Origin of the sequence: Paraburkholderia sp. GAS32 (assembly GCF_050434225.1) — a bacterium.
GTDB lineage: Bacteria > Pseudomonadota > Gammaproteobacteria > Burkholderiales > Burkholderiaceae > Paraburkholderia > Paraburkholderia madseniana.
In genome coordinates, this window is sequence record NZ_JBNPVS010000001.1 from 277,696 (window position 1) to 291,389 (window position 13,694).

The 13,694-nt window shown below is 61.0% G+C and carries 15 protein-coding genes; 12 read left to right on the forward strand and 3 right to left on the reverse strand.

Annotation, left to right across the window (positions count from 1 at the left end; genetic code table 11):
- The first annotated feature begins 204 nt into the window (after positions 1 to 204).
- From P3T25_RS01290 to P3T25_RS01320, 7 genes are all read left to right on the forward strand, one after another.
- Positions 205 to 1,119, forward strand: coding sequence for a LysR family transcriptional regulator (locus P3T25_RS01290; protein WP_429357286.1), 915 nt, complete (start codon positions 205 to 207; stop codon positions 1,117 to 1,119).
- Positions 1,120 to 1,230: 111 nt separating this feature from the next.
- Positions 1,231 to 2,421: a CaiB/BaiF CoA transferase family protein gene (locus P3T25_RS01295; RefSeq protein WP_154559198.1), complete on the forward strand. Its 1,191-nt coding sequence runs from the start codon at positions 1,231 to 1,233 to the stop codon at positions 2,419 to 2,421.
- A gap of 13 nt (positions 2,422 to 2,434) precedes the next feature.
- Positions 2,435 to 3,391 (forward strand): hydroxymethylglutaryl-CoA lyase, encoded by a 957-nt coding sequence (locus P3T25_RS01300; RefSeq protein WP_429357287.1) that lies wholly within the window; start codon positions 2,435 to 2,437, stop codon positions 3,389 to 3,391.
- Between the two features lie 10 nt (positions 3,392 to 3,401).
- A complete protein-coding gene (locus tag P3T25_RS01305) occupies positions 3,402 to 3,788 on the forward strand; it encodes a VOC family protein (protein WP_154559200.1) in 387 nt (128 codons plus the stop codon).
- A 102-nt stretch (positions 3,789 to 3,890) separates the two neighbouring features.
- Positions 3,891 to 4,679, forward strand: a complete 789-nt coding sequence (locus P3T25_RS01310; RefSeq protein WP_429357288.1) for an NAD(P)-dependent oxidoreductase — start codon at positions 3,891 to 3,893, stop codon at positions 4,677 to 4,679.
- A complete protein-coding gene (locus tag P3T25_RS01315) occupies positions 4,615 to 4,833 on the forward strand; it encodes an NAD(P)-dependent oxidoreductase (RefSeq protein WP_429357289.1) in 219 nt (72 codons plus the stop codon). The genes P3T25_RS01310 and P3T25_RS01315 overlap by 65 nt, the downstream gene beginning before the upstream one ends.
- Positions 4,834 to 4,865: 32 nt before the next feature.
- The gene (locus tag P3T25_RS01320) at positions 4,866 to 6,323 is read left to right on the forward strand and encodes an MFS transporter (RefSeq protein ID WP_171925931.1); all 1,458 of its coding nucleotides are present in this window, start codon (positions 4,866 to 4,868) and stop codon (positions 6,321 to 6,323) included.
- Positions 6,324 to 6,490: 167 nt separating this feature from the next.
- On the opposite strand, the gene P3T25_RS01325 is transcribed toward P3T25_RS01320, so the two are convergent.
- Both P3T25_RS01325 and P3T25_RS01330 read right to left on the reverse strand, forming a co-directional pair.
- Positions 6,491 to 8,293 carry an NAD(P)/FAD-dependent oxidoreductase gene (locus P3T25_RS01325; RefSeq protein WP_154559203.1) on the reverse strand — a complete coding sequence of 601 codons (1,803 nt, stop codon included), beginning with the start codon at positions 8,291 to 8,293 and terminating at the stop codon, positions 6,491 to 6,493.
- Positions 8,294 to 8,374: 81 nt separating this feature from the next.
- Positions 8,375 to 9,517 (reverse strand): sigma-54-dependent Fis family transcriptional regulator, encoded by a 1,143-nt coding sequence (locus P3T25_RS01330; protein ID WP_154559204.1) that lies wholly within the window; start codon positions 9,515 to 9,517, stop codon positions 8,375 to 8,377.
- 233 nt (positions 9,518 to 9,750) lie between these two features.
- Here P3T25_RS01330 and P3T25_RS01335 point away from each other — a divergent pair, with 233 nt between their 5' ends.
- A complete protein-coding gene (locus P3T25_RS01335) occupies positions 9,751 to 10,065 on the forward strand; it encodes a helicase (RefSeq protein ID WP_154559205.1) in 315 nt (104 codons plus the stop codon).
- Between the two features lie 90 nt (positions 10,066 to 10,155).
- Here P3T25_RS01335 and P3T25_RS01340 read toward each other — a convergent pair whose 3' ends face one another.
- Positions 10,156 to 10,929 carry an MBL fold metallo-hydrolase gene (locus tag P3T25_RS01340; RefSeq protein ID WP_154559206.1) on the reverse strand — a complete coding sequence of 258 codons (774 nt, stop codon included), beginning with the start codon at positions 10,927 to 10,929 and terminating at the stop codon, positions 10,156 to 10,158.
- A 184-nt stretch (positions 10,930 to 11,113) separates the two neighbouring features.
- Between P3T25_RS01340 and P3T25_RS01345 the strand changes: the two genes are divergently transcribed.
- The 4 genes from P3T25_RS01345 (at position 11,114) to P3T25_RS01360 (ending at position 13,678) form a co-directional block, all read left to right on the forward strand.
- The gene (locus P3T25_RS01345; RefSeq protein ID WP_171925991.1) at positions 11,114 to 12,346 is read left to right on the forward strand and encodes an NAD(P)/FAD-dependent oxidoreductase; all 1,233 of its coding nucleotides are present in this window, start codon (positions 11,114 to 11,116) and stop codon (positions 12,344 to 12,346) included.
- Between the two features lie 124 nt (positions 12,347 to 12,470).
- On the forward strand, positions 12,471 to 13,046 hold the full coding sequence (locus P3T25_RS01350) for an RNA polymerase sigma factor (RefSeq protein ID WP_429357290.1): 576 nt from the start codon (positions 12,471 to 12,473) through the stop codon (positions 13,044 to 13,046).
- A gap of 12 nt (positions 13,047 to 13,058) precedes the next feature.
- The gene (locus P3T25_RS01355) at positions 13,059 to 13,373 is read left to right on the forward strand and encodes a hypothetical protein (protein WP_154559209.1); all 315 of its coding nucleotides are present in this window, start codon (positions 13,059 to 13,061) and stop codon (positions 13,371 to 13,373) included.
- Positions 13,370 to 13,678, forward strand: a complete 309-nt coding sequence (locus P3T25_RS01360; protein WP_154559210.1) for a 4Fe-4S dicluster domain-containing protein — start codon at positions 13,370 to 13,372, stop codon at positions 13,676 to 13,678. The genes P3T25_RS01355 and P3T25_RS01360 overlap by 4 nt, the downstream gene beginning before the upstream one ends.
- The last annotated feature ends 16 nt before the right edge of the window (positions 13,679 to 13,694 follow it).

Here is a 13,694-nt window from a genome sequence, read left to right on the forward strand (position 1 = left end):
CGAAGACATGAGGCAGCAGATCGTTGAGACCCCAGAATCGTACGGATGACCCGGCAAGTCTGTACGGTGACGCTCAGATCCGTCAAGGCCGGCGAACGGCAGCGGCGTGTGGCGAAAGAGGATGTCGCCGTGAGGCAAGCCTACTATGATGCGTGGGCCGCTTCACTTTCCGTCGACTTCCAGCGCGCTAAACGCCACACACCCATGACCAGCTCCTCACATTACGACCTGCAATCGCTGCGCCTTTTCATCGTCGTAGCAGAACTCGGCAGCCTGACAAAGGCGGCTGAGCGCACCTGCATGACGTTGTCAGCGGTCAGCAAGCGCATGGCCGACCTGGAGCGCAGCATCGATTGCACGCTCATGTTGCGGCAGCCGCGCGGCATCGAGCTGACTGCCGCCGGCAAGGGTCTGCTCGCGCATGCCCGGCAAGTCGCCGACCGCGTGAACCGCATGGCCAACGAGATGAGCGACTACGCCGCCGGCGTGCGTGGCCACGTGCGAGTCTGGGCCAACACGTCAGCGATCATCCAGTTCCTGCCGCACGACGTGCAGGCTTTTCTGTCCGACAACCCCAGCGTAAAGATATCGCTCGAGGAGCGCTTGAGCGACGAAATCGTCGCGGCGATCCGCAGCGGCACCGCCGACATCGGCATCTTTGCGGACAACGTGCTGGCGCCAGGTATCGAGAAGGTCGCTTATCGTCAGGACAAGCTCGTGCTGCTGGTGCCGAACGGCCATCCCCTCGCGTCCCTCGAAGAAGTCGCCTTCGCCGATACGCTCGACTTCGAGTACGTCGGCCTGAACGAAGGCAGTTCACTGCTCGCGCGGCTGCTCGATGCCGCATTCAGCGCGGACCGGGCTCTCAAGCTACGCATCCAGGTGCACAGCTTCGACGGCATCTGCCGGATGATCGAGCACGGGCTCGGCATCGGCGTATTGCCCGAGGGCGCCGTACGCACCGAAATTCTCGCGACGGGCCTGCGCGCCGTGAAACTCACCGACGCGTGGGCGCATCGCACCTTGTGGATCGGCACGCTGTCGCGCGAAACACTGTCGCCCGAAGCATTGCGTCTCCTCGACTTCATGTCCGGCCGAACGGACGGCACAGACAGTTAATCCCACGACCCTTTCCAGATGGGAAAGGGTCGTGGAGAATCCATTGATTTTCAGCACGCGCGGGTTGTCGCAAAGTGAGCGTCAAGAGAACGACGTTTGCAAGGAGACAACATGACGAAGCCGCTAGAAGGCGTTCGCGTGCTTGAAATGGGCCAGCTCATCGCCGGTCCCTTCGCTGGAAAAATGCTCGCCGAGTTCGGCGCGCACGTCATCAAGATCGAACCACCCGGCTCGGGCGACCCGCTGCGCAAATGGCGCCTGCTGCATGAAGGCACGTCTGTCTGGTGGGCGGCGCAATCGCGCAACAAGGAATCCGTCACGCTCGATCTTCGCTCGCCCGAAGGCCGGGACGTGGTTCGCCAACTGGTCGCGCAAAGCGACGTGTTGATCGAAAACTTTCGTCCCGGCACGCTCGAAAAATGGGGCCTCGGCTGGGAAGAACTGCATGCCTTAAATCCTGGTCTCGTGATGCTGCGCGTGTCCGGCTACGGGCAGACCGGTCCCTACCGCGACCGTCCGGGTTTCGGCGTCATCGGTGAAGCGATGGGCGGCTTGCGGCATCTGAGCGGCGAAACCGACCGCACACCCGTGCGCGTGGGCATCTCCATCGGCGATTCCCTGTCCGCCTTGCACGGCGTGATCGGCATCCTGCTCGCGCTGCGCCATCGCGACCAGAACGGCGGTACGGGCCAGATGATCGACGTCGCGCTCTACGAGTCGGTCTTCAACATGATGGAAAGCCTGCTGCCCGAGTACTCGGCGTTCGGCGCCGTGCGCCAACCGGCGGGCAGCAGCTTGCCCGGGATCGCGCCGTCGAATGCGTATCGCTGCAGCGACGGCAAATATGCGCTGATTGCAGGCAATGGCGACAGCATCTTCCGGCGTCTGATGGAACTGATCGGCCGCCAGGATCTGGCCGACGATCCCGCACTCGCTCAAAACGATGGCCGCGTAAAGAACGTCGAGCGGCTGGACGCCGCGATCGCCGACTGGACCCTACACCGCACGCTCAACGACGTGCTGGCTGCGCTCAATGAAGCCCGCATTCCCGCCGGAAAAATCTACGACGTCGCCGACATTGCGAGCGACCCGCATTACCACGCACGCGACATGATTCTCGACGCCCAGCTCCCCGATGGCACGCCCGTGCAACTGCCAGGCATCGTCCCGAAGCTGAGCGCGACGCCGGGCACGGTGAACACTCCCGCGCCCACGCTCGGCCAGCACACCGACGAGGTGCTGGAAAACCTCGGCATCGACAGCACGACCCGCGACGCCTGGCGCGCACGCGGCATCATCTGAACAGGAGCACCGAATGAGCAGCAAGCGTCTGTATATCCAGGAGGTCGCCACCCGTGATGGCGTCCAGAACGAGGCCCGCTTCGTCGACACCGACGCCAAGATCGAACTGATCGATCGTCTGAGCGCGTGTGGTTACGCCAAGATCGAAGTGACCTCGTTCACCTCGCCAAAAGCGATCCCCGCCTTGCGTGACGCCGAAGCTGTGATGCAACGGATCGCGCGACGTGAAGGCGTCGTCTATACCGTGCTCGTTCCGAATCTGCGCGGCGCAGAGCGCGCGCTGTCGTGCGGTGTCGATGAAGTCAATCTCGTGATGTCGGTCAGCGAGAGTCACAACCGCGCGAACTTGCGCATGAGCCGCGAGCAATCGTTCGCCCAGTTGCGCGACGTGATCGGCGTGGTCAGGCAAACGAAGGTGGCGATCAACGTGTCGCTGTCCACGGCGATGGGCTGCCCCATGGAAGGCGATATCGACCCAGCAGAAGTGCTGGAGTGGATGCAGCGCTTCGCCGACCTCGGTGTGCATGGCGTGACGTTGTGCGACACCACCGGCATGGCTTACCCGTCGCAGGTTGGCGAACTGTGCGCCGCCGCGCGCGAGCGCTTCGCCGCGCTCGAACTCACGCTGCATTTTCATAACACGCGCGGCATGGCGCTCGCCAATACGCTCGCCGCGCTGGATGCCGGCATCGATCGCTTCGACGCGTCGCTCGGCGGACTCGGCGGATGCCCCTACGCGCCAGGTGCGACGGGCAACGTCTGCACTGAGGAACTCGTGCACATGCTCGAGCTCGACGGCTACGACACCGGCGTGGATCTCGCCGCCGTGCTGTCCGCCTCCGCCCTGCTTCCCGGATTGATCGGCCACGACGTGCCGAGCCAGTTGCTCAAGGCCGGACGGCGCCTGGACCTGCACTCGATGCCTTGCATCGCGGCTGACGGCCTGCCGGAACAACGCGCATTTTCATAAGGAACAGGACATGGCACTCATCGACCACCTCGATCACCTCGTACTCACCTGCGTCGACTTCGCTGTAACGAAGCGGTTCTACACCGAGGTCATGCAGATGCAACTCGAGACGTTTGGCGAAGGACGGATTGCATTTCGCTTCGGCAATCAGAAGATCAACGTCCACGTGCGTGGTGCCGAATTCGAACCGAAGGCCCATGTTCCCGTACCGGGCGCGCTCGACCTGTGCTTCATCGCCACCGTGCCGCTCGACGATGTGATTGCGCATCTGGCCCGCTGCAAATGGCCGATAGTCGAAGGTCCGGTTGCGCGCACCGGCGCTACGCAGAAGATTCGCTCGGTGTATGTGCGAGATCCCGATCTGAATCTGATCGAGATCTCCGAACTGATGGCGTGATGGAATGACACCCTGCTATCCACGATCCGCCGACTTTCACTTGCCGTTCAGCGAACTGAACAGCGTGGCTTTGCGGCCCACGCTGCCCAAGGCGGGGGTTCAATGAACATCGTCCTGCTCGACAGCGGCACGTTGCCCACGCCGCTCACCGCGCCGGCCTGGGCGAGCGAATGGTCCGTTCGTCCGGCCACGCGCGCCGCCGACGTGGTCCATGCGCTCGAAGATGCCGCCATTGCTATCACGAACAAAGTGCCCATCCGCGCGGCCGATCTGCAACGTCTGCCGAAACTGCGCTTTATCTGCGTCGCCGCGACGGGCTTCGATTGCATCGATATCGACGCCTGCCGCGAGTCCGGCGTGATCGTGTCCAATGTGCCGGGCTATTCGGCACAGAGCGTCTCCGAGTGGGCGCTCGCGTCGATCTTCGCATTGCGGCGCAACCTGTTCGCTTATCGTGAAGCCGCTCGCATCGCCTGGCCGGCGTCGCCGCATTTCTGCGTGCACGATGCGCCGATTCTCGATATCGCCGGTTCGACGCTCGGCATTGTCGGGCGCGGCGCGATCGGGAATGCGCTCGCACGGCTGGCCCGCGCGGTTGGCATGAACGTGATGTTCGCGGAGCATCGCGGACGACAAACCGTTCGCGAAGGCTTCACACCATTCGACGACGTGGTCCGGTCCGCCGACGTTTTCTCGCTCCACTGCCCGCTTACGGAGACAACACGCAACCTCATCGACGCGCCCACGCTTCGCGCCATGAAACGCGGCGCGCTGCTCGTGAACAGCGCCCGCGGAGGTCTTGTCGATTCGGCTGGTCGAAGCCCTCATGAGCGGCCACCTCGGCGGCGCCGCGCTCGACGTACTCCCGCAGGAACCGCCCGATCCGCATGAGCCCCTGCTCACCTGTGCGCATCCCAACCTTATCGTCACCCCGCACATCAGTTGGGCGGCGACGCATGCCGCGAACCGGCTCAATGCCGGCATCGAAGCAAACCTCGCTGCGTTCCATGCGGGCGCGCCGATCAACGTGGTGAACGGCGCATAAGCCGACCCGAAAGCAAAGAAACGGAGACAAACATGAACACCAGGAATCTGGACGTGGGCGGCAGTGCGGCCGCCCATTCGCGCATTGCTTCATCCGAACCGGACAAAGCCGACGATACACCCGCCCTTCATGCCAAAGCCACCACCCTGGGTGGCTGGATGGATAACATGCCTGCGGGCTCGCTGCATCGATTTGTGGTGTGGGTGATCGGCATAGGCTTGTTCTTCGACATGTTCGAAATTTTCCTTGTCAGCTCGATCGGCGCGGCGTTGCAGGGGGAATACGGTATCGACAGACACAGCACGGACTTCAAGCTGCTGCTCGCTTCGGCGTTTATCGGCATGTTCTTCGGTGCATTTTTTCTAGGCAGCATGGCCGACCGAATCGGCCGGCGCAAGGCCTTCCTATTCAACCTGATCTGGTACAGCGGCTTTTCGCTGATCGGGGCATTCTCGGTCAACGCCGAGATGCTGGTGATCTGCCGCTTCCTCACCGGCATTGGCGTAGGTGCGATCTATCCCGTTGCCGATAGTTTTTTGTCCGAGATTCTGCCCAAGGAACGTCGTGGGCGAATGGCTGCATGGGCGTACACCACCTCATATATCGCCGTGCCATTGGTTGGATTTCTGGCGCTTTGGCTCAATCCTCTTCACTTTGGCGCCGTGGCCGGCTGGCGCGTTATTCTGGTTATTGGCAGCCTGGGCGCTGTGCTGGTTCTGCTTGTGCAGCATAAGTTGCCCGAAAGCCCGCGTTGGCTACTCGCGCAGGGCCGCGTCGAGGAGGCCCATGCCATGCTTCGGCGCTTTGCCGCCAGTGCCGGCGTGACAGTGTCGGTCATCTCACCTGAAACGACCGTCAAGCGGAATCCAATGACCTTGGGCGAGCGCATTGCCTTGCTGCGCCGCCCTCCCTATAACAAGCGCTACCTGATGTTGACCATCTTCCATCTGCTTCAGGGATTTGGTTACTACGGTTTCGGCACACTCGCCAGCACCGTGGTGAAAAGCCGTGGCTTTGACGTGACGGACGGAACGCTCTTTATCGCCTTGTCGTTTCTCGGCTACCCAGTCGGATCGTTGCTTTCGATTCCGCTGCTCAACTGGATTGAACGCCGTACCCTGGTTATTGGCGCCATTTTGTCCATTGCAGTTTTTGGCCTGGGTTTTGCCTATTCCAACACCTCGGCGCTGATTGTTCTCTTTGGTGTGTTGACAACATGTGCGTCGAACGTGTTCAGCAATGCGTACCACGTCTACCAATCTGAGATCTTTCCAGCCAGCGTGCGCTCAACCGCCATCGGCAGTACTTACTCGTTGTCCCGCATCGTGAGCGGCATGCTGCCTTTCATCTTGCTCCCTGTATTGAACCAGCAAGGAGCAGGCGCCATGTTCGGCATCATCGCGGCGGCGCTGCTAGTCGTGGCTGCCACGCTGCGGATCTTCGGCCCTCGCACTACACGACGCAGCCAGGACGAAATCAATCCAGGTTGAGCCGCTTGTCGTGTTTCGCACGTGCCCGGCCCGTACTGCTTCATCTCTGAAGGCGACGCGCTGATCAACGTCAGTGGCAACCGTATTGCGTCGATGCGCGTCGCTCCCCCATCCGGCCGTCTTAACACTGGGCCGTAAGGAGCGCGCGCATCAACGACACACCAACGTCAGGAAAGGTGATGCACTTCCTGCAGGCCATAAACCGGCGTCGCAATTCCCTCCATGCGCGCCTTCAATTGCAGAGATAAATACTGCGAGTAGTGGCGCGACTGATGCAGGTTGCCGCCATGAAACCACAAGGCAGGCTGCTGCGTGGGCTTCCACATGTTGCGTTGCTCGCCTTCCCACGGCCCCGGATCTTTCGTCGTATTCGAACCCAGCCCCCACACCTTGCCCACTTTATCCGCCACTTCACGCGAGATGAGATCGGCGGCCCAGCCGTTCATCGATCCGTAACCGGTTGCATAGACGACGAGATCCGCCTCCAGCTCAGTGCCGTCGCTTAGCAAAACAGAGTGCTCTTTAAGTTCGACCACATCTACACCACTCTTCAACTTGATCTTGCCATCCGCTACAAGGTCGGCGGCGCCAACATCAATGTAGTAACCCGACCCGCGCCGAAGATACTTCATGAAGAGCCCCGAGTCGTCATCCCCGAAGTCGAGCATGAAACCGCGCTTTTCCAGTCGCGCGTAGAACTCGGCATCGCGCTCCCTGATCGCATCGCACACGGGTTTTTGAAACGTGTGCAGGATCTTGTACGGGATCGACGCAAACGTCAGATCGGCTTTCGACGTCGTCATGCCAGACGCCACCGCGCGCTCGGAATAGAGATCACCAAGAGCAAGTTCCATCAGCGAATCTGACTTCACGATATGCGTGGACGACCGCTGAACCATCGTGACGTCGACGCCCGCTTCCCACAACGCCGCGCAAATATCATGCGCCGAATTATTGGCGCCGATCACGACCACTTTCTTGCCCTTGTACGCATCGGGTCCCGGGTGTTTCGACGAATGATGCTGCTCGCCCTTGAACACATCCATGCCTTTGAACGAGGGAATATTCGGCTTACCCGACATGCCCGTGGCAAGCACAAGCTGCTTCGGCCGCAAGGTCAGCGTCTCGCCGTCGTGCTCGACCTCGACCACCCATTCCGCCTTCGCTTCGTCATAGCGCGCGGACTTGCAAATAGTCGATCCCCAATAGTTCAATTCCATGACCTTGGTGTACATCTCGAGCCAGTCGCCGATCTTGTCCTTGGGTGTGAAAACCGGCCAGTTATCCGGGAACGGCAAATAAGGCATATGGTCGTACCACACCGGATCATGCAGACACAGTGACTTGTAGCGGTTACGCCACTGGTCGCCAGGACGGGGATTCTTATCGACGATGATCGTCGGCACACCCAGTTGCCGCAGACGCGCGCCCAGTCCAATTCCACCCTGCCCGCCACCCACGATCAAACAGTAGGGCTGCTCCGCTCGACCCAGCGCCTGCGCTTCGGCTTCCCGACGCTCCTTCCAGCTCGTTCGGTCCATGCGTGCGCCGTGTTCCGCACCCATCGGACGACGGTTGCCTTTGGGTTCCTCATGGCCTTTCAGCTCGCCCATGGTGGTCAGCAAAGTCCAGATCAGGCCATCCTTCACGCGGATAAAACCGCTGCCGCGGGCAACTTCCGTTTCGAAGGTGATCCAGGCCTGGGCTACACCGCCGGCTTCGGTCGGCACTTCATTTTCGGCGATCCGCAGCCTGGTCGGCTTGATGGCGCCGAGTTGCGCATCGAGCATGGCGCCGATCTGGTCGCGGCCCTCCATGGTTTTGATATTCCAGGTGAACGCAACCAGATCGCGCCAATAGCACTCAGGCTGAAACAACGCGACGGCCGCAGCGGTATCACCGCGTTTAAGCGCTGACTCCAGGGATTCCAGAACATTTCCGATAATCTTGCTTGCATTATTTTCAGGCATGGTTGCTCCTCCATTCGATACGGATTGGTGAAACGTCGAAGTAATACGCGGGTTCTTTGCCCGCTGGATAAGCGTGGACCGCTAGCGCCGGTGAGGCGGGACAATGCCGAACTTCGCGATCCGTCTGTAAAGCGTCGCGCGCGACATGCCCAAGGCTTTGGCTGTCTCGTCCGGATGCCATTTCGCATCCGTCAGGGCGGCGACGATGCGATTACGCTCAAGGGCGTCGATATCGGTGAGTGTGGGTTGCGCCTGAGGCGCGGGATTGCGGGGCTTCGGCGCAGCTTGCCGTTGTGCGCGAATGACGGGCGGACGAACGCGGGCATAGAGCGGCGAGCCGTTGCCCGCGAATTTGATCGTGACCATGTCGCGGCCTGGTCTGACATCCAGAAGACGCTCGGCGCGGACATCGAAGAGCTCGGAGACAGGTCGCGGCAGCCGATCGAGGCCCGGCACGCACTCTTTTGCCCGGCGATTTGCCGCAATTGCGTTTCCGTGCGCATCGAATGCGATCAGAATTTCCGGCTGGGCCTCCACGTAGTGACGATTGCGGTGCGCCAGCAAAACCCAGTAATGCGTGGTCGCGTTGAGAAAGAAGCTGTCCTCGATCAACACTGCGCTATGACGCACGATGTGGTTGATCAGACGCTGGCTTTCGCGTTCGTCGGGCGAGCGAATCGCCGATGCATCCAGCACGCCGATCAGTTCGCCTTCCAGCCCGAAGATGGGCGAGGCACTGCAGGTCAACGTGGTAAAGGCGGCCCGAAAGTGATCGGTCTTATGAACCGTGATCGGTTGGGAATCGAGCAGCACCGTCGCGACGCCGCAAGTTCCCTCTTCCTGCTCGGACCAGCAGGAGCCCAAATACAATCCCGCTCGTTTGAAATCGTGGCGACGATCCCGGTCAACGCGATAATCGATCGTCACGCCCTGCGCATCGGTGAGCATCACGCAGTAGTCCGCTTCGCGAACCGTCTCATGCAGACGCGAAAGGCATTCTCCCGACGCCCGTAAAACCGATTCTTCCCGATGCTGTACGTCGCGCAGTTCGGGCACGGTCAGAATCCGCGGCCCCTTTGTCAGGTCAGGATCGAGATGATATTGCTCGAGCGAGCGCCAATACGACGAAGTCAGCCGCGTAGCATCGCCGCCGCGATCAGGCATTCGGCCTTCGATCAACCTGCGGATCCGATCGATGTGTCTCACTTGCGGAACATAGGGCATGAATGTCTCCGGTCGGCTCGGCGCGCATCGTCATTCAGTGGCACGCTTAGGATGACTTTTAACATGCGGGTTCCGGAACAGCACATTGCAGTGCACCATCATTCCGGATGAGACTTTTGTCTCAGTCTGTTTGTCGTTGTGGGGACTGAGCGTAACCCGATTTCCAGAGTGAGGAAAACGGGGATGCGTTACGCCCACTGCTAGAATACTTGCCCTTTTCCTTGGAGACGCACATGTCCTGGTTCATCTATGAAGTGCCCGAATACAACGAAGACGGGGCGCGCATCGAACCGTTCAGCGACCTGCGTAGCCGTGTCCTGAAAGTAAGTGGTCAGGCAATGGTCGACGAACTGGAAAGCGTCCGCGAGAACGCCGCGACGACGGCGAACACGCCCGCCCACCCGCTGCGCACCGCGGAAAATCCTCACGTATTCCCGATCCCGTATGCCGACTCCATGATCCTGGTCGGGTTCATCTTCGAACTGAAACGGGAGTCCCGGCATCTGGTGGTGTCACCGGTGGAAATGCCCTGGCTGAAAGACGCGTAAGACGGGCTGTCGAGTTGGACCGTGCGCCAACCGTTTGCTGGCGCGCGAAGTCCGGCAGGTCACGCGCCAGTTTGTCGAGCCGGCCAGTGATCAGGTGCGTTTAGCCAGATAGGCGTCGACCAACTCAATCAGCCGTTCTCGCCCGAAGCTCCCGTCGTGCCCGGCGTGAACCACTTGCACGGGCAATTCGCGCAGCCGCTTCATAGTGCGCACATAGGTCGGAATATCCGCGCCACCTATCTCATCCAGCAGCGGGCCGTCGTAAATCGCATCGCCCGAGAACAGCGTGCCGGATGCCGCTTCCCATAGGCCAATGCTGCCCGGTGAGTGGCCGGGCAGATGCAGGACCTCAAAATGCCGGTTGCCGAGATCGACGATGTTCCCTTCCTTGACGATCTCCGTGACCGTTGCGGCCCGCACGCAATAGTCGGACATCGAGTAATCGGCGCTGGGAAGGGCCGTGATCAGATCGCCGTCGAACGGATAGCCTGCTTCGCGATACCGGCGAATGGCTGCGTCGCCCAATACCGATGCCAGAAGGGTGCCGCGCTCGCGCGGCGCACGCAGGTTGTCTGCCTCCAGCTCGTGAACCAGCGTGTGTTCAAACTCATGATGTCCGCCGATATGATCCGAGTGCGTATGCGTCGCAACGGCGGTGACGTCCTTCTGCAGCAGGTGCTTCGCGGCATCCTGCAGACTGGCGATACCCATCCCCGTGTCGATCATCAGATCCCGGTCACGGCCACGCACATGCCAGATATTGCAACGCATCAGCGGGACGACATGAGGTTCCCAAAGCAGCGTGATGTCGTCGCTGATGCGTTTGAGTTCGAACCATCGGTCGGCAATTGGTAATCGAGTCATGCGAGGTCGCTCCACGAGTGAGAGTCGTTACTCTGACACACTCTGCATCAACGGGCGGCAGTTGGTGGCATAAATGCCTCCGTCCCACGTCGCTCTGCCCTTCCTTTTCAATGAGTCCGGCCATGTAGAATTCGCTGCAACGGCGCGGCTGGCGTAACCGGCAACAGGTAAATTCATGACCACAATAAAATTCGATACCGTCGTGCTCGGCGCAGGCATTGTCGGCGTGAGCGTTGCCGTGCATCTCCAGAAACGCGGCCGCAGCGTCGCCCTGGTCGACCGCAAGCAGCCCGGCAACGAAACGTCGTTCGGCAACGCCGGGCTGATCCAGCGCGAAGGCGTGTACCCCTATGCCTTTCCACGCGACCTCGGCACCCTGCTTCGGTACGCGCGCAACCAGTCGCCGGACGTTCGCTACCATGCCGACGCCATACTCAAGACCGCACCATTTCTTTGGCAATACTGGCGCAATTCTCACCCGGCCAAACACGCCGCCATCGCGAAGTCGTACGCGACGCTGATCGAGCATTGCGTGGACGAGCACCGCGCGCTGGCGGCCGAGGCCGGCGCGAGCGCGTTATTACGCCCCACCGGCTGGATCAAGGTGTTTCGCACCGAAAAAGCATGGGACGCGGAAACCCGGGTCGCTGAACGGTGGCATCGGGAATATGGCGTCGAGTTCGAATCACTGGATGCGGGCCGCCTGCAACAGAAGGAGCCCGATCTCGACAAAGCGCTGACGGGCGGCTTGCGCTACTCGGCATCCGATTCCGTGAGCGATCCCAACGCACTCGTTACCGCCTACGCGAAGTATTTCGAAGCGCTGGGGGGACGGATTTTCATCGGCGATGCGGACTCGTTTCGCGAGGGTTGGGCGGTCGATACGCAAGCGGGAACGATCACGGCTTCATCAGCGGTAGTCGCATTGGGGCCGTGGTCGGATCGCCTGAGTTCGCGGCTCGGGTATCGCTTGCCGCTCGCCGTCAAACGCGGGTACCACATGCACTACGCACCCGAGGCAGGGGCTCGCCTGAATCATCCGGTTCTGGACGTCGAGAAGGGCTACGTGCTGGCTCCCATGGCAAAAGGCATCCGCTTGACCACGGGAGCGGAGATCGCGCACTGCGATGCGCCCAAAACGCCCACGCAGCTCGCCGCGGTCGAGCCGATTGCGCGTACGCTGTTTCCATTGGGCAAGCGTCTCGACGAAGAACCCTGGATGGGACGGCGCCCCTGCACGCCCGACATGATGCCGATTATCGGGCCCGCGACACGTCACAAAGACTTGTGGTTCGCGTTTGGTCACGCGCACCACGGGCTGACGCTAGGCCCGGTTACGGGCCGGCTGATCGCCGAGATGATGACCCACGAGGAGACGCTCGTGGACACCCAGCCGTTCAGGGTGGAGCGGTTCTAGAATCTGGCCGCGCAGCGAACGGCCGATATCACCGTCTTCGGACCAAACACCCCTGCCACCGGCGTAATAACGCCATTTTTCGCGGCGCCCACAATATTCCTGATCGTGAACCGTCTACAGACGTATGGAACCGCCGCGCACCCCGAAATCGATGATCGAACGAGATACCGACATCACTGCAACTGTGTTGCGTGAGCGTACGCAGCTCGGGAATTTCATCCGGCGTCGCGTGCACGATCAGGGCGACGCTGAAGACATCTTGCAGGATGTCTTTCACGAGTTCGTGCAAGCCTACCGTCTCCCTGCGCCGATCGAACAGGTTAGCGCGTGGCTGTTCCGCGTGGCGCGCAACCGCATCATCGACCGCTTTCGCAAGCGCCGGGAGCAACCGCTGGCCGACATGGTCGACGCCGCCGATGACGTCGAGTATCGACTGGATCTCGCCCTCCCGGCAACGGACGCCGGCCCGGAAGCCCTCTATGCAAGGTCGGTGCTGCTGGAAGCCCTGCAAGACGCGCTCAACGAATTGCCGGCGGATCAGCGCGATGTGTTCGTCGCTCATGAACTGGAGGGGCGCAGCTTCAAGGAGCTCGCCTCCGAGAGCGGTGTCGGCGTGAACACGCTATTGGCACGCAAGCGTTACGCGGTCCTGCATCTGCGCGTTCGCTTGCAAGCCGTGTATGACGAACTGGATATCTAAAGGAGCAGATAGATGAGTTTCAAACTGAGATGCTTCGGCAAGGCACTGCTGGTTCTGGTGGGCATCGCCGTGCTGGGATGGATGGTGATGGCGCTATGGAATTGGGTGATCCCGGCGCTATTCATCGGCGGCCGTGCGATCGATTTTCCGCACGCGATGGGCCTGCTGATTCTAAGCCGGATTCTGTTTGGCGGATTTCGAGGACGCGGCGGTTGCCACGGACGCCGGCATTGGCGCCGCTGGGAACGGATGACGCCCGAGGAGCGCGAAAATTTTCAGAAGAACCTGTCGTCCGTTGACGGCAAGCGCCCGGAGGATCGCGCATGAGCACCGCTTCGACATCCACATCCGCATGCAAACAGGCCGCCGGCGTGATTGCTCCCGTGGTCAATCTGAAACGGTGCGAAGGCAAGGGCGATTGCGCGGTAGTCTGTCCGGAGAACGTTTTCGACATCCGCCGGATCGATAAGGCCGACTACCAGCAATTGGGCGCGCTGCACAAATTCAAGCTGCGCGTACATGGAATGAAAGTCGCGTACACGCCAAACGCCGATGCGTGCCGGGCGTGCGGCTTGTGCGTGACTGCATGCCCCGAACGTGCCATTACGTTAGCCAGGATCGGGGCGTCATAACGATACCGATCGATTG